Genomic DNA, 18,357 nt, shown 5'->3' with positions numbered 1-18,357 from the left:
TCAACAGAAGTTACGACTGACGGTAGGAAGTTCGCCAAGCAGCGCCGACACGTCAACGAGCCGCTGCGCGACCAGATGCCTGACCTCGCCCTCGCGCTGCCAGACGCCGTAAACCGCGAGCAGCGACGCACCGAGCGCCTCGCGCCGGAATTTTTCGAGCACCGATTCCCACACGATGATATTTACCGATCCCGTCTCGTCCTCGAGCGTCATGAACATCACGCCGTTGGCGGTGCCTGGGCGTTGCCGCACGGTCACGATGCCGCACGCGCGGGCGAGCTGTCCGTTACGATAACGCATCAGGACGTCGACCGGCATCAGGCGGTTCTCCAGCAGGCGCGGCCGCAACAAGGCAACAGGGTGGCGGTTGAGCGTCAGGCCGGTAGACCGGTAATCGCCCACGATGTCTTCGCCCTCGGTCGGCGCGGTCAGTTCCGGCGTTTCCTCGCCGCGTGCGGTGCCGCGTAGCAGATCGCGATCGGGTACGGCCGCAACCGCATGCCACAATGCCTGCCGGCGATTCCCGGAGAGTGCCGCGAGGGCGTTGGCGTCAGCCAGCACCTGCAGGTCGTGCCGGTCGAGCTGCGCGCGATTGGCCAGATCCGCCACGGTGTCGAAGGGTCTTACGGCCCGCGCGGCTTCAATACGCGCGGCAGCATCCACCCGCATGCCCCGAACGAGCGACAGGCCAAGCCGCACTGGCGCGAGAGACCCGTCGCCTTCGAGCGCCGAATCCCAGCCGCTTATGGTGACGTCGACGGGCAACACGATGACCGCGTGCCGCTTGGCATCCTGGACCAGTTGCGAGGGCGAGTAGAACCCCATCGGCTGGGAATTAAGCAGCGCGCAGAGAAATGCCGCCGGCTCATGGCGTTTCAGCCACGAGCTCGCGTACACCAGCAGCGCGAAGCTGGCCGCGTGACTCTCGGGAAATCCGTACTCGCCGAAGCCCTGGATCTGCGCGAAGATCGACTCGGCGAATTCGCGGTCGTACCCGCGCTCGAGCATGCCGTTGACGATCCGGTCGTAGTAGTGCTGCAGACCGCCCTTGCGCTTCCATGCCGCCATTGCGCGACGCAACTGGTCGGCTTCGCCCGCCGAGAAACCCGCCGCGAGCATCGCCACCTGCATCACCTGCTCCTGGAAGATCGGCACGCCGAGCGTGCGCGCAAGCGCCTTTTCGACGTCGGGACTGGGAAACGAGACCGGCTCAAGTCCCTGCCGGCGGCGCAGGAACGGATGCACCATGCCGCCTTGTACGGGGCCCGGCCGCACGATCGCCACTTCGATCACGAGATCGTAGAAAACGCGCGGCCGCAGCCGCGGCAGCATGCTCATCTGCGCGCGCGACTCAATCTGGAATACGCCAACCGTGTCGGCGCGGCAGATCATCTCGTACGTGGCCGGATCTTCGGCCGGTATGTCCTGGAGTTCGAATGGCTCGCCGCGCTGCTGCGCGACGAGGTCGAGCGCGCGACGGATTGCCGAGAGCATGCCGAGCGCGAGGATATCGATTTTCAGCAACCCGAGCGCTTCGAGGTCGTCCTTGTCCCACTGGATAACGCTGCGGTCGGGCATCGATGCGTTTTCTATGGGCACAAGCCGGGACAGCTTGCCGCGCGCGATGACGAAGCCGCCGCTGTGCTGCGAGAGATGCCGCGGAAAGCCGAGCAGTTGCATCGCGAGCGTCGCCCATTGCTGGATCAGCGGCGTCTGCGGATCGAGTCCGCTTTCCGCGAAACGCTTCAGCAGATCCTGGCTCGAATCGAACCAGTGGTGCGCCTTTGCAACGCGATCCACGATGGATGGATCAACGCCGAGCGCCTTGCCCGATTCTCGGATCGCGCTGCGCGGCCGGTAGGTCGTGACAGCGGCCGCGATCGCGGCACGCGTGCGGGTGTACTTCCCATAGATGTACTGGATGACCTCTTCACGCCGCTGGTGCTCGAAGTCAACGTCGATATCCGGCGGCTCGCCGCGCTCCCTGCTGATGAAACGTTCGAACAGCATGCTGCTTCGCGCAGGATCGACCTCCGTGACACCCAGGCAGTAGCAGACCGCCGAGTTGGCGGCCGAGCCACGTCCCTGACACAGAATCCCGGCATTACGCGCGAAGCGCACGATGTCGTAGACCGTCAGGAAATACGGCTCATATTTCAGGTCCGCGATCAGTTCGAGCTCATGCTCGATCTGCGCCTGCACGCTGTGAGGAACGCCGGCAGGAAAGCGCCGGTGCGCGCCGATGTATGTCTCCTGCCGCAGGTACGCCGTGGGTGTCGTGCCATGCGGCACCAGTTCGTCGGGATATTCGTAACGCAACTCGTCAAGCGAGAACGAACACCGGCTTGCAACGTTCAACGTCTCGGAAAGGGCCGCGCGTGGATAGAGATTCGCCAGCCGAAGCCGCGAGCGCAGATGCTGTTCGGCGTTGGGCGCAAGGTCAAAGCCGCATTCGGCGACCGGGCGGCCCACGCGGATTGCGGTCAGCGTGTCCTGCAAGGGCTTGCGTGAGCGCACGTGCATCAGCACGTTGCCGGTGGCCACGACAGGGACGTCAAGGCGGGCCGCGATGCGCTCGACCGAATCCTGGTGGATATCATCCATCGCACGCGCGAGAAGCGTGAGTGCTACCCACGTTCTGCCGGGGAAGGTCTGTGATGCCCACTCCAGTTGCGCGTCGAGCCGTACTGCGTTCGCAGGAAAATCCGGCACAACGATGACCAGACAGTCGGGCAGGCCGCGCAGGTGAGAATAGGGCGCTTCGCCGTGATCGAGATCGCGCGGCGCGAGCAGGTAGGTGCCTTTCGCGGTGCGCGTGCGGGCGAGCGTGATCAGTTCGGAGAGGTTTCCGTAGCCTTCGCGGTTCTGGGCAATGACAAGCAGATTGATAGCCGGCGAGCCGTCGGCGTTGGTCAGGCGAAAACGCGCCCCGACCAGCAGTTTGATCCCGGCCTCTTTCGCCGCTACGTGGGCGCGCACGATGCCGGCCAGCGAGCACTCGTCGGCGACCGCTATGGCCTCGTAGCCGAGTTGCGCGGCGCGCGCCGACAGTTCCTCCGCATGCGAAGCGCCATGCAGAAACGAGAAGTTGGAAGAGCACTGCAGCTCGGCGTAGCCGGGCAGGCCGAACGATGCGCTATCCACGGTCCGTCAGCCAAAGAGGCCATGCAGATACCAGCGTGCTTCCTCGTCGTCGCGACTGCCGACGCGCTCCCGGTAGATCCAGTAGCAGACCGCGTCGTCGGATTCGGCAACGAAGTAGTCGCGCGTGACAAGTTCGCCGTCAAACCAGCCGGCCTCCACGCGTTCACCGGGCGAGACCATGCGCAACGGCGTGCCGTAGAACGGACGGTGCGCGCGCATGAGCAGCTTCACTCGCTCCTCGAGTAACCAGATCGGCCGCGGCGTGTCGGCCGGCGGTGATGCCCATTTTGCGGGGTCAGCGAGTGGCACCCAGCGCGCGGCTATTTCCGGTCGATGATCGGCAACCGGGGCCGGCCGCAGCACGTTTTCTGCACCGAGCCGCGCAACGAGCAGCTCCATCAGGCGTGCGTGATCCGCCGGCGAGCCGCCGGGCTCCGGAAAGAGCGAATCTGACTCAGGCGCTGCCGCCTGAACGTCGCGTGCCTCGATCCCTATGGCGATCACGGCCGCAGCCAGATCGACACGCGCGAGACGCTCGCGCAACAGTCTGACCAGATGGTCCTCGCGCCACGTTGGCTCGGCGAGCGCGATATCGATCGTCGTTGGCTCAATAGCGGCGCGCCCGCGTTCATGTTCGAGCACCACGCTGAGCCGGACGATCGCCAGTTGCTGGTTCACGAGCCATCCGGTCATCTGCACGATCAGCCGGCGCGCGGCGAACAGGCAGGCCTCGGCGTTCTCGATGCGATCGGGCATTTCGATGCGCGCGGCAAACGTCGGCGGCAACTCAAGCCATTCATGAACTTCCGGCGCACCTCCTGCGGCGCGATCGAGCAGTTCCAGCAGGGCAACGCCACAACGCTTTTTCAGGCCCGCGCGCGGCAGCCGCATCAGTTCGCCAACCGTCTGGCAGCCGATACCGGTGAACCAGTCGGCGTACTTGCGGGCAGGTGGGAGCAGTGCGACCGGCAACGCAGACAGTGCACGCAAAAGCGAGCGCTGCGAGAGCGCTCGGCCGCCGCCGCGTCGGGCAAGGAGCCACGCTCCTTCGCCGGTCGGCGCGACGCCAAACGTTGCGGTCACCCCGATCGCTTCCGCGATGCGCTTCATCGCGCGCAGCAGCGCGCGTACGCCGCCGAACAGACGCAGACTCGCAGAGACGTCGATCAGTACCGTGTTTTCCGACGCCGGCGCGACCTGAGGCGAGAACTGCATCAGGCCAGTGGCCAGTGCGATAGTCGTGTCGTGCTCACGGGCCGGATCACGCTCGCACAGATGCGCGTCGGGAGACATGGTCAGAACGCCGCCGCGCCGCATGCCCGGCCGTGCCCCAACGACGCGCGCGGCCTCATCCAGCGAAACAACGCGCTCGTGATCGAACACGACGAGACCTGCGCCCGCGTCAGGCGACCACTTCGGCCGGAACACTTCGAGGCTCAGCAACGGGAGATGAACGCCGATCCACACTTGCATTTCGATTCACATTCAGGATGGGCGACGGGGAGAGCGGCACGAAGAGCGCGTCGTCGCGCCGGGGGCCCCGACGCTTTAAGAACTCCACATTCACACCGTCGCGCGCCGGACGGATCGCCAGCCGCAACGGCGCGGTCGACGCGTCGCTGGCGCTTGCCAGCGGGCGCATCATGAAAAACAGCGTGTCGGACGCCTGGGCCGCCAGATGAAGCCGGCGCAGGGATTCCGGCCGCACATGGTTTTGCCACAAGATCAGTGCGCCAGCGGTTCCGGCGCGCAGGATCTGCTCGGCGGCCCACAACGCATCGGCGGTTTTACTGGCATGCAGCACGCGCACATGTTCGGCAGACAAGCCCCACCATGCCAGAGCCGCTGGCTGGATCCGGTGCGGCGGCTGCAGCAGCATCACGGGGCGGCCTTCGACCGTGGCAAGGCTTGCGCGCAGCAGCCGAATCTCGCCCACTCCCGGGCTTGGCAACAGCAGGTCGGTGAGAGCGCCCTGGGGCCAGCCGCCACCGGGCATTTCAGCCCCCAGGTCTGCGCTACCACAGGGGACAACCTGCGCGCGCGAACCTCCCAGTTGAGATCCACGCCACAAACTTATTCCCCCCGACTCCGAATACATAGTTGTGTCGAGGGCACCATCAATGGAACGCGCCCGTTCTTCGGGGGTGCGTAACTGCTGTCCAGCTGTGGCAGTCCGAGTCACGATCAGGCTCCAATGGTACTGTATAAATATACAGGTATTTTAGCCCAAGATCCCAACTTTCAGATAGGCGACGCCGGGCTGCCAGGAAACCGCATTCGTTGGACTAGCACGCAGTTAGCCAGACGCAAAAGTACGGAATTGACGGGACTGCCGGGATAAGCGAATGTTCAAAGGACCACCGGGGGGCGCAGTTACGTCCCAGCAACTTGCCGACGCTGCTTCGCTCAAGGAGGGTGAGAGGCGCTAGACGACCCACAGCAGCCCTTCATCGAACATGCCATTCAACGGCCGCTAGTGGATTTCAAACGGACCGTCAGGAAAAGCCGTTACCGCGAAAGTTGGCGCAATCCAAATCTTCCCCAAGCTGAATCAGGGAAGAGAGACGGTTGTTCGCTGTCATCGGATGCTATATAGTCCGAGTTGATTCTGGAGATGGCGTTCCTCCTTTAACCATCGCGCTCACGGCGCGGTTAATGACGCCTACAGTTACCTGACTATCGTCGGGGCTGTAGGCGCTCGCGCCCACATCCTTCTCGTTGGTCAGGCCAAGCAACATCGCGCACATGACCAATGCACAAACTCAAACGCTTTGAACAACTCGAATTGCTGCCTTATCTGGGCAAGTGGTTTCTGATCGCCTGCGTCGCCGCGGCTCTCGCAGGTAGCGCCTCGGCCTTTTTCCTAATTTCGCTCGATAGCGCAACCGCGTGGCGCGAGGCTCACCGCTGGGCGATCTGGATGCTGCCCGTGGCGGGTTTCGCAGTGGGCTTGCTGTACCACCTGCTGGGCAAGCCGGTCGTTGCGGGCAACAACCTGATCATCGACGAAATCCACGATCCGAAGAAGGTCGTGCCGTTGCGCATGGTGCCGCTCGTGCTCGGCGGCACGATCGTCTCGCATCTGTTCGGCGCCTCGGTCGGCCGAGAGGGCACGGCGGTCCAGATGGGCGCTGCACTAGCCGACCAGTTGACCCACGCATTTCGCCTTGAACGTGAAGACCGTCGCATCCTGCTGATGATCGGCATGAGCGCAGGGTTCGCGTCGGTGTTCGGCACACCGCTAGCCGGCGCAGTGTTCGGCCTCGAAGTGCTCGCAATCGGGCGCATGCGTTATGACGCACTCTTTCCTTGCATCGTGGCGGGCATCGTCGCCGATCAGGTCTGTCTGGCATGGGGCGTCCATCACGTCCACTATGCGGTCGGCGCGATCGCGCCCATCAGCGCATGGAGCGTCGTTGCCGTCGTGATCGCCGGCATTGCGTTCGGTCTGGTCGGCATGGCATTCGCAACCAGCGCGCACAAGCTCGGCGCGCTGATGAAGCGCTACATCATGTATGGGCCGTTGCGCCCGTTCGTGGGCGGGATCGTCATAGCGACTGCCGTGTGGGCGCTCGATGCCTACCGGTACATCGGCCTTGGCATCCCCGATATCGTTCGCTCGTTTCAGCAACCGATGCAGCCGTGGGACTTTCTCGCAAAGTTCGGCTTTACGGTTGTGTCGCTTGGTACAGGCTTCAAGGGCGGCGAGGTCACGCCGCTGTTCTACATCGGCGCGACCCTCGGTAATGCACTGGCGCCGCTGCTGCATATGCCGTTCGCGCTGATGGCAGCCATCGGCTTCGTTGCAGTCTTCTCGGGGGCCGCAAACACGCCGATCGCCACCACCATCATGGCCATGGAGTTGTTCGGCACGGGCATTGGCCCGCTTGCCGCTATCGGTTGCGTGACCGCTTACCTGTTTTCTGGCCATGCAGGCATCTATCACGCGCAGCGCGTCGGGCATGGCAAACATCGCAAGCACCCGCTGTCGGTGCCAGACGGAATACGGAGTGCCGAACCCGGCGGGTCTCGCCCGCAGAAAGCAACAGCGGCGACACCAGTCGCGAATGGCAAGCAGCCGCGTAGGTCGATTGATACGGCAGTGACGACAGGGGAAAACGGTCAATGATTCAGCAAATCAACAAACAGCGCATTGCGGCGCTCCGACTTTACTTCCCGCTTGCGACCCGCGCCCGAGCGACGCGGTTCTGGCATCGCCTCAGCGCACCTGCACTCGCCCATCACCTGATAGCTGTAGCGAAGAGGTCTAACATCATGCAAGCGATACTGCATCACGTTAGCTCAGGGTATCTGCCGGGGGAGCGGCTCTCTCACCAGCATCCAGAAATCAGCGGAATGCGGCATCCGCAGTGTCTCGAACTGGTTGACACCGAAGAGCGCCTGCGTGATTTCATGCGCGAACACGCCGACGAGTTGCGCAAGGTCCACGCTGTAATGTTCCTCTGTGAACTGCCCGTCGCGCATCTCCTCACGGCCCGTGCGCTTTCAACATCAAGCGGAAGTTAAACCATGACCGGGGCGTACTCGCTTATCGCCATCAGCTTCGGTGCAATGCTGGGCGCACTCGCCCGCTATGGCTTGAGCGTCACGATGAACGCGCTTGTGCCAAACATTCCGATGGGGACGCTCGCGTGCAATCTGATTGCCGCGTATATCGTCGGGTTTGCGATCGCATTCTTCGGTTCGACAACTGGTCTGTCCGTTGCTTGGCGCCTTTTCCTCATCACGGGTCTGGCTGGCGGACTCTCGACATTCTCGACTTTTTCTGCCGAACTGCTGACTTTGCTTCGGGACGGTCGTCTCGGGTGGTCGGTCGGCATGCTGGCGCTGCACGTCGGCGGTTCGTTAGTCATGACCGCGCTGGGCATGGCCACGCTTTCTCTAACCCGTCACACCTGAAAAGGAGTCTGTCATGCAAGGCTATCAATTGACGTTTTTTACTGAACAGAACCGTAAGCATGGGCATCAGTCAATCTGCGACTGGCTGCTGAAATTCGCCGAACAGCACGGCGCTTCGGGCGGAACGTTGATGACTGGCGCAGAAGGGTTCGATCGCGCGGGCAAGTTCCATTCGGCCGGCTTTTTCGAACTCGCCGATCAGCCGCTTGCCATCACCGTTTCCGTCGATGAGCAGGCATGCCAAGGCTTGATGAACGCGCTCGCGGAAGAAGACGTCGATCTCAGCTACGTGAAGATTCCGGTCGAGTTTGGCCGAGTGGGCCGCTCTGTCGCGTAACAGGTTGTGATCGATTTATCAGATGCTACTGATCTCTTTTTACACCCTGGGAGCGCGCTAACAGAACGTACGCTGTCGTACCGACGTGCATCCGGACTGCGACGATAATTAGTGGGCGTTCGGCTGGTTGCCGCGTGTAATTCCACGGGCCGCAGCAACCGCTGCGGCTTCTTTTTAGCGTACAGCCGAGCCGCTGGGGCGAAGGTGTCTAGGGGCGCGTCATGATGCACGTTTTTCTCGCGAACAATCGCGATGAATTGATAGCACGTTGCCGTGCGAAAGTGGCGCTGAGGCATGGTCGGGAGGCAACTGCGCAACAACTTCAAAATGGGGTCCCGATTTTCCTGGATCAGCTCATCCGAACACTTCGAATTGAGCAAACATCAGTGCCTATGGACAGTCGCAAAATTTCTGGGCCTTCGGGGGGTGGGGCGTCGCTATCCGAAATGGGCACAAACGCAGCGCAGCATGGGCGGGAGTTGTTGAAACTCGGATTATCGGTTGACCAGGTTGTCCATGATTACGGCGACCTGTGCCAGGCGATTACGGATCTCGCGTTCGAGCGCGACGCGCCATTTGAAACGGACGAGTTTCGAACGCTTAACCGTTGCATGGACAATGCAATTGCGGATGCTGTCACCGAATTTAGCTATCAACGCGACTTTGCCATAGCGGATAAGCAAGCGCTCGAGTTGCGTGAGCAACTGGGGATGGCCTTGCATGAGCTACGCAATTCCCTTCAAGCCGCGACGCTCGCGTTTGACGCGATAAAAGCCGGAAATCTAAGTCTATTTGGTGCCACGGGCTCGCTTCTGGAACGCAGCCTGAACAGATTAAAGGGGCAAATCAATCGCGCTCTGGACGAGGTACGATCGGAAGAGGGTACTACTCTGCAATCTGGATTTTTTTCCGTTGCTAATTTCATCGCCGACGTGAAATCTTTCGCAGAACTTGCCGCTCTTGTTCGCGGATGCACAATGACGGTCGCTACGGTAGATCCATCCCTTGCAATTAGCGGAGATCGTGATGAGCTTTACGCGGCCGTCATAAACCTGCTGCAGAATGCTTTCAAATTTACGTACAATCACACCGAAGTGACGTTGGAAGCCTATGCGTTGTCGGATCGCATCCTGATCGACGTGTCGGATCAATGCGGTGGCCTGCCCCCTGGTAATGCAGAAAGGATGTTTACGCCCTTTATGCAAAACGGCGTGGACCGATCCGGACTGGGGCTAGGCCTTTCAATCGCCAAGCGCAACGTTGAAGCAAATGCAGGTGTTCTCAGCGTCCGAGATGTTCCGGGCACTGGCTGCGTCTTCACCATTACCCTGCCGCGATTTTCGTTGACTGCATGATGAGTATGATCGCTCGCCGTTCGCCCTCTTCGAATCGCGGAAGGCCGGCGAACTGACAAGCGCTCGGGACCCTAAATTGCTGCACTTCGAAGTAATTTAGGGGATCGGAATGTCACGGGACCAAGGCAAGTGCCTTCTTATTGCTGACGACGATCCGGAAATGCTGGCCGCATACTCAGTGTTCTTTCGTGATCAGGGTTTTGATATCCGGACTGCCGCCAACGGTGCTGATGCGTTTGCAGAATACTGCGTGTGGCGTCCGGACGCTGTATTGCTCGATATCGAAATGCCTCTTCTCGATGGCCGTGGAGTAGCAAGAGCGATCCGACTTGCTCGTGCGATCCCGGCACCGTTGCTGTTAGCCACGAGCGGCCTGACATCGCTCTCTGAAAATGACGAATCGATACGCGCCGGATTCGATGACCATTTCACGAAACCGGTTCTGCTGCCAGTCATACTCGCTGCTATCATCTGCGGGCTTGCGTCGAGTAAAACACAAACCTTTAGCCGCGTTGCGAACAAGCCGGCAGAAGAATCCTAGTCCAAACGTATCGTCAGGCAGCGAGCGAATCGTCAAGCGCCTGTGCCTTTCGACGTGAGCGTCCGCTAAGGGCGGCGGAGTGAACCCGTTACTGACATGCTGCTGCCAGACGTTTCTTGTTACGAGCGAGCGACCGCCGGGTACGCCTCGGACCGAATAGAATTTCCGGTAATCGCGTTGCCCGATAGCGAGCTCGCTTCACGATATGCGTTGACAGTTCTGATTTGTGACTGTATCGTAGGCTTCGAAATATTCAAGAAGCTCGATTGCTGATCACCATTTTCCGCCTCTCCTGCGCGGTACTCGTTATCCTCTCCTCTTCCTTGAAGTTTTTGTCGCTCCGCAACGGAGCTGTTATTTTTATTTCAAGGAATTCTCATGGATACCGGTACTGTTAAGTGGTTCAACGATAGCAAAGGCTTTGGCTTCATCACTCCTGATGCTGGCGGCGACGATCTCTTCGCTCACTTCTCGGAAGTTCGCGGCGACGGTTTTAAGACGCTCGCAGAAAACCAGAAGGTGACCTACGAGACAAAGCGCGGCCCGAAGGGCATGCAGGCCTCGAACATCTCGCCGCAGTAACGTATTTCAAGGGCCGGTCTACCGGCCCTTTGCATGTCTGCCTGACTAGTATCCTCGCGGAGCCGTGCGCTCCCGATCTGATCGCCGCGTTCGTCGTGCGCGTCATTTGTCTTCTCGACACGATCCGTCTCGCCTCAATCTAAAATTATTTCGCCTGTACGATATCGATGTCGTGCGGGTGATGGTCAGTTATCGCTTATGCAAAACAATAAACATCTTCACCACTACAACGGTTATTCAGTCGCACCTTCCGCACATCGTCTGCCGGACGGCTGGTTTGCCGCCAACCTCCTGCTCGTCAGGGGGGATGCCCTCGAGGCTGATCCGGTTTCCTACAAATTCCACGCGCTCGACTATTTCGATAATGAAACGCAGGCCCTGGGACACGCTACGAACTGGGCGCGTGACTGGGTCGACAGTCGCGGATAGTCGGCAATACACCTGCCTCGTAGCGGCAAGATGGACGGCGGCGAGGATCGACGAGCCAGAGGCACAGGCCTCGTCCGATCGCAGCGATACACAGCAAGAACACTTCTGCCTGCATGAACTGATTTCATTGCGGCGACACCGTTTGGCGCCGCGCCAGTGGTCCGGTGGAGAGGGGCGCGCAGGATGCCCATCGCATGACGCGTGAAACACGCCACGCCTATCACCCGCGCCAACATACTGTTCACACAACGTCGCAATGAAGCGCCTCGAAGCTGCTCGAGCTTCCGCCCGCCAGAACGTCACTCAACCGGATCACGGGATCCGGTCGCCTGATCGACACAACGCTGTTCCCGTCGATCGCATCTCCAGGAGCAGATATGGCGCTATTGATCATGCAGGTCGCGGTAAGCGGAGAACTGGTCGAGATTTTCGAAATGCCGGTTGATGATGTCGACGGCCACCGGATGCTCGCTGCCGCCAATGAGGACGAACGGGTGATTCATCCCTCGGGACACGCTCTCGAAGACGGTGAGGTCTGGATCGATCTGATCGACGGAGATGGCGAGACGCTGTTCGATCAGGTGGCATGTTTTCACCGGGTGGATGCATCGGACGCTTTGCAGATTCATTTCGGCATGAATGTCGATGTCGTGAGAGATTGCCTCTCGAAGTCGAACATCGCATCGCTCCATGCAAGGCACCGTCTGGCAGCCCAAGCCTACTTTCGCAAGGTTGACCGTCTGGTCGATTGCTCGCTGGTGGGCTCCCGGCAGAGCAATCGTCGTCGGGTCGGTGATGCCAGTGTCATGGACCTCGTGATAGAACTTCGCAGGCGGCTGGACAGTGTTGTCACCCAACTCGCGCTTAGCGAGCTGCCAACGCCCGTGCAGGCAGCAGCAGAGCAACTGAAAGACGCGGCAAAGAGTTATGTGGGCGCGGTTCAGCGTCTGTAAAGCAGCGGACTAACCCGAGTTGTGGAATGTGAAGGAACTGTATGCAGAGAACGGTGAACTATCGCGGGTTTGAGATTGATGTTGACCTGGTGCCCACGTCCAAAGACATGTTTGACGCGTGGTTCCGCATCGAGGGACCGACTCACACCCCCGGAGTGGCTGCGCTAGGCCAACGGATCAAAGTCCGCGGCGGACCGTTTTCGCGCCGTTGGGCTTACTTCGTCGCGGAGATCGCCGGTCAGGCGTCAATCGACGTCATCCTTGGTCCCGACGGCTAGTTGGCATCGCCAACAATTGCGAAGAGCGGGCTTATCTGGCGAGCTTCGCCGCTTGTCGTCAAGACAAGCATCGGACACGATTGAAAAGGAAAGAGGTTCATGGACGAACGCAAGCGAGACAGCATGATTGCCTATCTCCGGCACCGCATGGAGGACTTCGGCATCAGCCCGGACGATCTTGCCGCCGCACTCGCGGCGGTACCTGAAGCCGGCCGCTACCGCAGCGCGAATGGCGATAGCTGGAGCGGTGAAGGCGCTATGCCTCAATGGCTGAAGCAGGCCATTAGTGCTGGGCAATCCATCGGGCACTTCGAGCGATCGTCAGGGGCAGTTGTCAGGCCGCCCTCGCAGGCAGGCGCAGACTGGACGAACGACCCATTCGCAGGCAGTCCACTCGCGCGGCTGAGCCCCCGTTAGTTAGATCCTGCCTGTCTACCTGACTGACGGTTACCTGAGCAGTGCATTTTCATGAAGCTTTTGCTATCGCTCCCGCCGCGCAGATTAACCTGGCGCGAGCTGGTTTGCTTACCGAACTATTGATTACGCATTTCGAATGCGACCGCTTGATCGTGCGGCGCCAGCTTCGGCGAGGCGGCTATATAAGCATCCCGTTAATCATCTTCAAAAGCGGCGCGTGCGAGCCCCCTTTCTGACAATAGCCGTTAAAGTCAATGTCGGGACCGGTCGCGACAAACTCAGCTTTCCCCAACGCAGTGAACGCAATGATGCCCGCATCGCGGGAGGCCGGCATACCCCGCAGCACACGAGCTACGGCGAAACCATTATGTTCCGGCATGCTGATGTCGAGGACGAACACATGCGGTTGCCAAAAATCCAGCATCTTCAGTGCATCAACTCCGCACAAAGCAAACCGCGTCTCCAGACCATCAATCGCTAGGGATGCCGCCAACGCCTCGGCGTTCGCCCGGCTGTCGTCAACCACAAGGACGCGTGCAGAATTTCCGTTCAGCGGAATCTGTCGTTTTCTGAAAAGTACAGGCGATTCAGAAAATGGAATGTTTTGCATGGCTGCTCTCGCATGGGCAGGCACTACTAGCATGCCGTGTGCCTGAAGCATAACAGGCTGGTTTCGAGGTGCCGTCGGGGGCCAAATTCGATGTCGAGCGCCTCAAAGCGTCCAATCTGTCACCGTCCGAAGTTCAGTGATGATCCGATGTCTGAGAGTTCGCTTGGGCGGCCCGTAGATGGGGGAGGAACAAGGTAAGTGCGAATTCCTATCATAAGCGTCAAGGTTATATAGACCGGAAAGTTCATGCTGTTTCAGGGCGGTTCAGCTTGAATCTTATCTTTCGGCGAAGGCATTCCGGATCTGCTGGGCACGCTTGACTTCGTCGCTGTGCAGGTAGATCGACGTCGTCGCAATCGAGGCATGACGCAGGTTATCCCGTACCGTGGTCAGTTCGGCGCCGCGAGCGAGGGCGTGGGTTGCGTGGGTGTGCCGGGTCCAGTGCGGGCTCGCGCGACGCAGCTTCTCCGCGAGCACCGGATTGTCGGCCTTGATAACTTCCGCCGCTTTCGCAAAAAATCGCCGTGTGATCTCCCATAACCGGACACCGCTGATGCCTGCCGCGCTGTCCTGCTCGAGGCTGCCGATGAGAGGCGTATCGGGATGCCAGCGGCCCGGCGTGACCGGCAGCCTTCGCTCCACCAGGTAGCGGTCCAGCGCAGTACGGGCCAGTGGTGGCAGCGCGACCTTGCCCGCCTTGCGCCCTTTCCCGATGATGCTCAGCCAGTGATCGCCCCGGGCATCGGTTTCGACGTTGCCGAGACGGGCGCCGACCAGTTCGCTGACGCGCAGGCCGGTCGCATACGCTAAGTCCAGCGCAAAGCGCGGGCGTTGCGCAGCCGGCGCTTCCCAGCCATACGACCACTCAAGTCCGTCAGCAATGGCGCGCACGAGCATCCACTCGCCCTCGGTAAAGGCGTGGGACGTGTCGAGCACGCTTGAGCGGCTGGTGCCGCGCACCTTGACGCCGGCGAAAGGATTGGCCAGGAGATAGCGCTGCCCGATCAGCCAGCGGAACATCGCGCCGAGTACGGACAGCGCATAGGCGGATGAGCGGGCCGACAGCCCACCGGAGAATGGTCGCCACTCCGGCGAGGTGCGCGGGCGCATGGGTCCCACCCAGCGCTCGCGTGGCGTCGGCCGACGCAGAAAACTCCGGTACGCAATTGCATCCTCCGTCGTCAGCGACGACAGGGCCCGCTCACGGTCCACGATCGCCCAGAGGATCAGGCGTTCCGCTTCCTTACGGTAGGCTCGCTGCGTCGCAGGGGATTCGTGCAGCGACAGCCACGCCTGCACGGCGGCGTAATCGTTGTTGGCGTCGAGCGTGCAGGTGTGCCGGGGCGCGCGAAAAGCGCCCGACGAGCCATCGACCTCGTGTGGCAGCCGCAGCGACTCCCAGGGGACGACTGCGCCAGGACCGCGGACCGCGATCAGGGCGCGCGCCCGCTCGGACAGTGCAGGATGCGCGGCGAAGAACGCTTCGATCCGCCGTGCACTCGCCGGACCGAGCCCGGGGACCGCTTTCCACCACTGACGCCGCCGCGGAATCCGCACTGTGAGATCCGCCAGCGTCGCAATGTCATGTGCACGCAGCACGGAAACGGCGCGAGCCGTCAGCCACAAGCCGATGTCGTCACTGATCCGCGGTGACGGCGGGCCTGCATGTCGCAGAACTTCGATCGCATCTGCGACCGCCTTCGCTTCCCGGAAACGCTCACCGTCGGCGTGTTCAAAAACAGCAGCGAGATCCGGCCGGCAGACCTGCCGCGCGAACTTCGCCAGCCGTCGCCGAAGCTCGCCGAGCAGGCCGCGTGCCGACTGCCCTGCCGGGATTCGATCCGGCACATAACGCTCCGCGGCTTTGCGAACCGGCATGCCGGCGTACCAGGCGCGCAGCATGGCGAGTTCGTCGGCATCGGGAAAATCCACTCGCCGAGATTCGGGTGAAGGTGTCGAGGTCAGGCGCGTTTTCATGACAACGAGTTTAGTCGAGAAACGTTGCCACAGAGATAGTAGGAGTTATCTCAATAGTATGGTTAGCAATCGCATTTGTAGCCAAAACCTCTCCTTCCAATAGCGCGTCTCACGGTTTGTGAGCGGCCGTTATCGGCAATCGCGAATGCCTCTTGTCGACCCGGAGCGGTCAATCGTGGTTTTCCAAAGCGGCCGTTCGCGATCTCCGTTTCTCTCAGGTAGGTTGGAGCTTGCGCGCACAAAAACCATATTCTGTGGGCGTAAAAACTGAGAACCCGAACTCGACGAGCGCAGACCGCAGTCGCTCGGTAAGCGGTGTCCCATAGACCTCCAGGATTGAATAACCGGGATCGTACGAGTAACAATTGTGGTGATCGTCGACAGAATCTAGGATTGCGTCGCACCAGCCTTCTCGATCCACCCCATATTGAATGAACGTAGTGATGCCGCCTTCCATGTTGAGTTCGGGCGGCTTCGGCAAAGCTCTCCATATTTGCTCGGCAACGGCAACGTTCGCAGGGGTAGCAACGACCCAAGTGTGTCGAACTCTAGCAACTACTTCTTGAATACGAGCACTGAAATCAGGATCTACGATAAGTGCAACCGTGTCGTTCGTCGGCATTCGTCCTCTCCCGTTGCTCGCAATGATCCCGTCAGGAACAAATTGTCGACTATCTAGCCGCCAGAGTCGAATTTCAGAAACTGACCGTTCTCACCCTTTCTCGCGGCCAGGTTCATCTGGCTCTTGCTCGTCCTCGGAAAGAAGGTCGGATAGTTCAGACGGTGAGAGGCGCTTCATCTTCTTTTCGAGCTTGCGATCGTATAGCCGGCCGTTGGGCTCTGAGGTCTGAGCCTTGCGGGCGTACTGCTGCACGAAGCGACTGAGTTCGCCAGCGAGCCGAATTTTTGTGCGGTTCGTAGTCATGTGTCGAGCTTGTGCCAATCCAAGTCATGCCGTACGTCAGCCTGACGCCGATTGTTGACGATTCAGATACTGACGTCGAGTGACCGTTCGTGGCCGCTGCATGACGCATCGGAGCGTTTACAACCAGCGTTCGAATTCTGTTAGCTATCCCGTACTTCGCCGGTCGCGTAATCAAGCCGATACACGGTTCGATTGAAATCCACGGCTTCGATGTGGGCTGGCAGCAGGCGAAAGCCTTCTGAGAACACGTCGGTGCCAGATGCCTGCCACATAAGGTTTCCCTCTAATGAAAGGCGAGAAATCCCGAGTTCCCCATGTGAAATGAGTGCACCTCGACCATTTTCCCAGTGGATACCAAAGCACGTGGCCATATCGACCTGTGTTGACCATACCAACCGACGGGGCAATGAAAACGAGAGGCAGGCGACGTGATCGCCGACCGCAAGGTAAAGCTCGTTGCCGAGCACTATCGCAGAGTGATCATGCACCGATGAGCAGCCTCCATCTGCGCCAACGACCATTATTCCGCTACCGTTCAGCGCTATCCCATGGACAGATGTATGCGTGTGTTGTGTGAGCAGTACCTCGAACTCGTACGATCGCACATTGTCTTGCGACTCGAATGAGTACGTGGGCTCGTTCACAACGCTAAGTAAACCAAACTGCGTATCTATTTCTTGCACTTGGAGTTGTCGTCCGTCCTAGTAGGTAGGATTGTCGACGATTCCTGCATCGGCGTCGAACGTCCGATTGGCCGAAACCGGCGACTACTGGTGCGAGTTGCAGCTTGCGAGGTTGTAGAATTGATCAGCGGCGGACGGATGGGTTCCGCGAGCACACTTCGCCTGTCCTTTCGCGATCATGTGCATAACTTCAATGCCGGCCAGAAGGATCCGGGCACAGCGAAAAGTCTTGAACCCCAGCATCGGCCGCGTTCGTCGCCTGATCGCCCGATGGTCCTGCTCGACCAGGTTGTTGAGATATTTCGACTGGCAGATCTTGATGGGCGTTTCACGATCGGCATTGATCGATTCGAGCGCGGCGAGATTGGCCCCGCTTTTGTCAATGATTACCGTCTCGGGTGCCCCGTTCTGGGCGATCGATTTCTCAAAGTAACGCCGGGCTGCAGTCTTGTCCCGATGGGCGCGTAGCAGAAAGTCAATGGTGTGGCCGTCCTTGTCGACAGCGCGGTAAAGATACCGCCATTCGCCCTTGACGCGGATGTACGTCTCGTCCATTCGCCAGCTCTTGCCAACCGGCCGCTTGCGGCGCCGAAACGCTTTCTCCAGCACCGGCAAAAGCTTGATGGCCCAGCGGTGCACAGTCGAATGATCGACCGAAACGCCGCGCTCAGCCATCATGTCTTCGAGGTGCCGCAGGCTCAGCGGATAGGCTACGTACCAGCGCACGCAAGTCAGGATCACGTCGAGCGGATAATGCAGGCGTTTGAGCACGCGGGCCACCGCCGGATTCAACGTCTTCATCGAGCTTTCAGTCGTTCATGTCGTTCCGCTCATCATAGCGGACCGCCTTACTGCAACAGAACCGTATCTCGGTCGCGACGACCGCGAAGCCGCGAACGTGTGCGCCGGCGCGTGCGGCTTCGACGGCCGCATTGAGTGCGAGGGTGTTGGCCTGGAACGCGATTCGGCGTAGTGCTTACGCACGGCTTGCGGCGGCACCTGGTTCGCCCGGGCCTGCTGGCTCCCGAAAATCCTCACCTTCGGAATCAGGTGGAGCAGCACACCCTCACGTACGCCTTCCAAACGCGGCATCGAGTTGCCGTGCCCGTTTGCCTTCGTCGCCCAGTCTGGCCGGCAGCAGAACCTTCGGCCGCAGGCGTGCAGGCGTCACTAGCGCTGCGCTGCGGCAACGATGTTCGAGCGCGT

The 18,357-nt window shown here is 60.4% G+C and carries 20 protein-coding genes, 1 pseudogene and 1 riboswitch; of the genes and pseudogenes, 11 read left to right on the top strand and 10 right to left on the bottom strand.

The features are described from left to right. From HWY05_RS26835 to imuA, 3 genes are read right to left on the bottom strand one after another with little or no spacing between them, the layout of a single operon-like run. Window positions 1-3,144, bottom strand: coding sequence for an error-prone DNA polymerase (locus HWY05_RS26835; RefSeq protein WP_176060207.1), 3,144 nt, complete (start codon window positions 3,142-3,144; stop codon window positions 1-3). Between the two features lie 6 nt (window positions 3,145-3,150). Then, the gene (locus tag HWY05_RS26830) at window positions 3,151-4,617 is read right to left on the bottom strand and encodes a DNA polymerase Y family protein (RefSeq protein WP_176060206.1); all 1,467 of its coding nucleotides are present in this window, start codon (window positions 4,615-4,617) and stop codon (window positions 3,151-3,153) included. Then, complete coding sequence (imuA, locus tag HWY05_RS26825) at window positions 4,547-5,242, bottom strand: translesion DNA synthesis-associated protein ImuA (protein ID WP_176060205.1); 696 nt, start codon at window positions 5,240-5,242, stop codon at window positions 4,547-4,549. Before imuA ends, HWY05_RS26830 begins: the two co-directional genes overlap by 71 nt. Window positions 5,243-5,745: 503 nt before the next feature. Then, a riboswitch (Fluoride riboswitch) is annotated at window positions 5,746-5,816 on the top strand. An 80-nt stretch (window positions 5,817-5,896) separates the two neighbouring features. Here imuA and HWY05_RS26820 point away from each other — a divergent pair. The 11 genes from HWY05_RS26820 (at window position 5,897) to HWY05_RS26770 (ending at window position 12,956) form a co-directional block, all read left to right on the top strand. Continuing rightward, entirely contained in the window at window positions 5,897-7,273 is a 1,377-nt protein-coding gene (locus HWY05_RS26820; RefSeq protein WP_176060204.1) for a voltage-gated chloride channel family protein, read from the top strand. Next, the gene (locus HWY05_RS26815; protein ID WP_176060203.1) at window positions 7,270-7,671 is read left to right on the top strand and encodes a DUF190 domain-containing protein; all 402 of its coding nucleotides are present in this window, start codon (window positions 7,270-7,272) and stop codon (window positions 7,669-7,671) included. The genes HWY05_RS26820 and HWY05_RS26815 overlap by 4 nt, the downstream gene beginning before the upstream one ends. A 3-nt stretch (window positions 7,672-7,674) precedes the next feature. After that, window positions 7,675-8,064 (top strand): fluoride efflux transporter CrcB, encoded by a 390-nt coding sequence (gene crcB, locus HWY05_RS26810; protein WP_176060202.1) that lies wholly within the window; start codon window positions 7,675-7,677, stop codon window positions 8,062-8,064. 13 nt (window positions 8,065-8,077) lie between these two features. Then, window positions 8,078-8,401 carry a DUF190 domain-containing protein gene (locus HWY05_RS26805; RefSeq protein ID WP_176060201.1) on the top strand — a complete coding sequence of 108 codons (324 nt, stop codon included), beginning with the start codon at window positions 8,078-8,080 and terminating at the stop codon, window positions 8,399-8,401. Between the two features lie 221 nt (window positions 8,402-8,622). Next, window positions 8,623-9,756: a HAMP domain-containing sensor histidine kinase gene (locus tag HWY05_RS26800; RefSeq protein ID WP_176060200.1), complete on the top strand. Its 1,134-nt coding sequence runs from the start codon at window positions 8,623-8,625 to the stop codon at window positions 9,754-9,756. 109 nt (window positions 9,757-9,865) lie between these two features. Further along, the gene (locus tag HWY05_RS26795; RefSeq protein WP_176060199.1) at window positions 9,866-10,297 is read left to right on the top strand and encodes a response regulator; all 432 of its coding nucleotides are present in this window, start codon (window positions 9,866-9,868) and stop codon (window positions 10,295-10,297) included. Between the two features lie 378 nt (window positions 10,298-10,675). Further along, window positions 10,676-10,879, top strand: coding sequence for a cold-shock protein (locus tag HWY05_RS26790; protein WP_176060198.1), 204 nt, complete (start codon window positions 10,676-10,678; stop codon window positions 10,877-10,879). Between the two features lie 198 nt (window positions 10,880-11,077). Then, window positions 11,078-11,308 (top strand): hypothetical protein, encoded by a 231-nt coding sequence (locus HWY05_RS26785; RefSeq protein ID WP_176060197.1) that lies wholly within the window; start codon window positions 11,078-11,080, stop codon window positions 11,306-11,308. A gap of 377 nt (window positions 11,309-11,685) precedes the next feature. After that, window positions 11,686-12,261, top strand: coding sequence for a hypothetical protein (locus HWY05_RS26780; RefSeq protein WP_176060196.1), 576 nt, complete (start codon window positions 11,686-11,688; stop codon window positions 12,259-12,261). A gap of 41 nt (window positions 12,262-12,302) precedes the next feature. Beyond that, the gene (locus tag HWY05_RS26775; protein ID WP_176060195.1) at window positions 12,303-12,539 is read left to right on the top strand and encodes a hypothetical protein; all 237 of its coding nucleotides are present in this window, start codon (window positions 12,303-12,305) and stop codon (window positions 12,537-12,539) included. A gap of 99 nt (window positions 12,540-12,638) precedes the next feature. Further along, complete coding sequence (locus tag HWY05_RS26770; RefSeq protein ID WP_176060194.1) at window positions 12,639-12,956, top strand: H-NS family nucleoid-associated regulatory protein; 318 nt, start codon at window positions 12,639-12,641, stop codon at window positions 12,954-12,956. A gap of 178 nt (window positions 12,957-13,134) precedes the next feature. Here HWY05_RS26770 and HWY05_RS26765 read toward each other — a convergent pair whose 3' ends face one another. The 7 genes and pseudogenes from HWY05_RS26765 to HWY05_RS26735 all read right to left on the bottom strand — a co-directional run. Further along, window positions 13,135-13,566, bottom strand: a complete 432-nt coding sequence (locus HWY05_RS26765) for a response regulator (protein ID WP_176060193.1) — start codon at window positions 13,564-13,566, stop codon at window positions 13,135-13,137. A 276-nt stretch (window positions 13,567-13,842) separates the two neighbouring features. Then, window positions 13,843-15,543, bottom strand: a complete 1,701-nt coding sequence (locus HWY05_RS26760; RefSeq protein ID WP_176060192.1) for a site-specific integrase — start codon at window positions 15,541-15,543, stop codon at window positions 13,843-13,845. A 214-nt stretch (window positions 15,544-15,757) separates the two neighbouring features. Next, window positions 15,758-16,165, bottom strand: coding sequence for a hypothetical protein (locus HWY05_RS26755; protein WP_176060191.1), 408 nt, complete (start codon window positions 16,163-16,165; stop codon window positions 15,758-15,760). Between the two features lie 90 nt (window positions 16,166-16,255). Further along, window positions 16,256-16,468, bottom strand: coding sequence for a hypothetical protein (locus HWY05_RS26750; RefSeq protein ID WP_176060190.1), 213 nt, complete (start codon window positions 16,466-16,468; stop codon window positions 16,256-16,258). A 140-nt stretch (window positions 16,469-16,608) separates the two neighbouring features. Further along, complete coding sequence (locus HWY05_RS38445; RefSeq protein ID WP_244146709.1) at window positions 16,609-16,956, bottom strand: hypothetical protein; 348 nt, start codon at window positions 16,954-16,956, stop codon at window positions 16,609-16,611. Window positions 16,957-17,235: 279 nt separating this feature from the next. Next, complete coding sequence (locus tag HWY05_RS26740) at window positions 17,236-17,952, bottom strand: IS6 family transposase (protein ID WP_176060188.1); 717 nt, start codon at window positions 17,950-17,952, stop codon at window positions 17,236-17,238. A 7-nt stretch (window positions 17,953-17,959) separates the two neighbouring features. Next, window positions 17,960-18,124 (bottom strand): annotated as a pseudogene (locus tag HWY05_RS26735) (methyl-accepting chemotaxis protein); the annotation flags it as partial. Window positions 18,125-18,357 lie beyond the last annotated feature (233 nt).

This window comes from Paraburkholderia sp. BCC1876 (genome assembly GCF_902833695.1).
Classification (GTDB): domain Bacteria; phylum Pseudomonadota; class Gammaproteobacteria; order Burkholderiales; family Burkholderiaceae; genus Paraburkholderia.
This window is presented reverse-complemented; position numbering and strand designations above follow the sequence as displayed.

Excerpts from the sequence above, each read along its gene's own strand:
- HWY05_RS26755 (WP_176060191.1), bottom strand. The coding sequence starts at position 16,165 with ATGCCGACGAACGACACGGTTGCACTTATCGTAGATCCTGATTTCAGT.
- imuA (WP_176060205.1), bottom strand. The coding sequence starts at position 5,242 with ATGTATTCGGAGTCGGGGGGAATAAGTTTGTGGCGTGGATCTCAACTG.
- HWY05_RS26775 (WP_176060195.1), top strand. The coding sequence starts at position 12,303 with ATGCAGAGAACGGTGAACTATCGCGGGTTTGAGATTGATGTTGACCTG.
- crcB (WP_176060202.1), top strand. The coding sequence starts at position 7,675 with ATGACCGGGGCGTACTCGCTTATCGCCATCAGCTTCGGTGCAATGCTG.
- HWY05_RS26805 (WP_176060201.1), top strand. The coding sequence starts at position 8,078 with ATGCAAGGCTATCAATTGACGTTTTTTACTGAACAGAACCGTAAGCAT.
- HWY05_RS26790 (WP_176060198.1), top strand. The coding sequence starts at position 10,676 with ATGGATACCGGTACTGTTAAGTGGTTCAACGATAGCAAAGGCTTTGGC.
- HWY05_RS26795 (WP_176060199.1), top strand. The coding sequence starts at position 9,866 with ATGTCACGGGACCAAGGCAAGTGCCTTCTTATTGCTGACGACGATCCG.
- HWY05_RS26740 (WP_176060188.1), bottom strand. The coding sequence starts at position 17,952 with ATGAAGACGTTGAATCCGGCGGTGGCCCGCGTGCTCAAACGCCTGCAT.
- HWY05_RS26820 (WP_176060204.1), top strand. The coding sequence starts at position 5,897 with ATGCACAAACTCAAACGCTTTGAACAACTCGAATTGCTGCCTTATCTG.
- HWY05_RS26830 (WP_176060206.1), bottom strand. The coding sequence starts at position 4,617 with ATGCAAGTGTGGATCGGCGTTCATCTCCCGTTGCTGAGCCTCGAAGTG.
- HWY05_RS26765 (WP_176060193.1), bottom strand. The coding sequence starts at position 13,566 with ATGCAAAACATTCCATTTTCTGAATCGCCTGTACTTTTCAGAAAACGA.
- HWY05_RS26800 (WP_176060200.1), top strand. The coding sequence starts at position 8,623 with ATGATGCACGTTTTTCTCGCGAACAATCGCGATGAATTGATAGCACGT.
- HWY05_RS26780 (WP_176060196.1), top strand. The coding sequence starts at position 11,686 with ATGGCGCTATTGATCATGCAGGTCGCGGTAAGCGGAGAACTGGTCGAG.
- HWY05_RS26815 (WP_176060203.1), top strand. The coding sequence starts at position 7,270 with ATGATTCAGCAAATCAACAAACAGCGCATTGCGGCGCTCCGACTTTAC.
- HWY05_RS26770 (WP_176060194.1), top strand. The coding sequence starts at position 12,639 with ATGGACGAACGCAAGCGAGACAGCATGATTGCCTATCTCCGGCACCGC.
- HWY05_RS26750 (WP_176060190.1), bottom strand. The coding sequence starts at position 16,468 with ATGACTACGAACCGCACAAAAATTCGGCTCGCTGGCGAACTCAGTCGC.
- HWY05_RS26785 (WP_176060197.1), top strand. The coding sequence starts at position 11,078 with ATGCAAAACAATAAACATCTTCACCACTACAACGGTTATTCAGTCGCA.
- HWY05_RS26760 (WP_176060192.1), bottom strand. The coding sequence starts at position 15,543 with ATGAAAACGCGCCTGACCTCGACACCTTCACCCGAATCTCGGCGAGTG.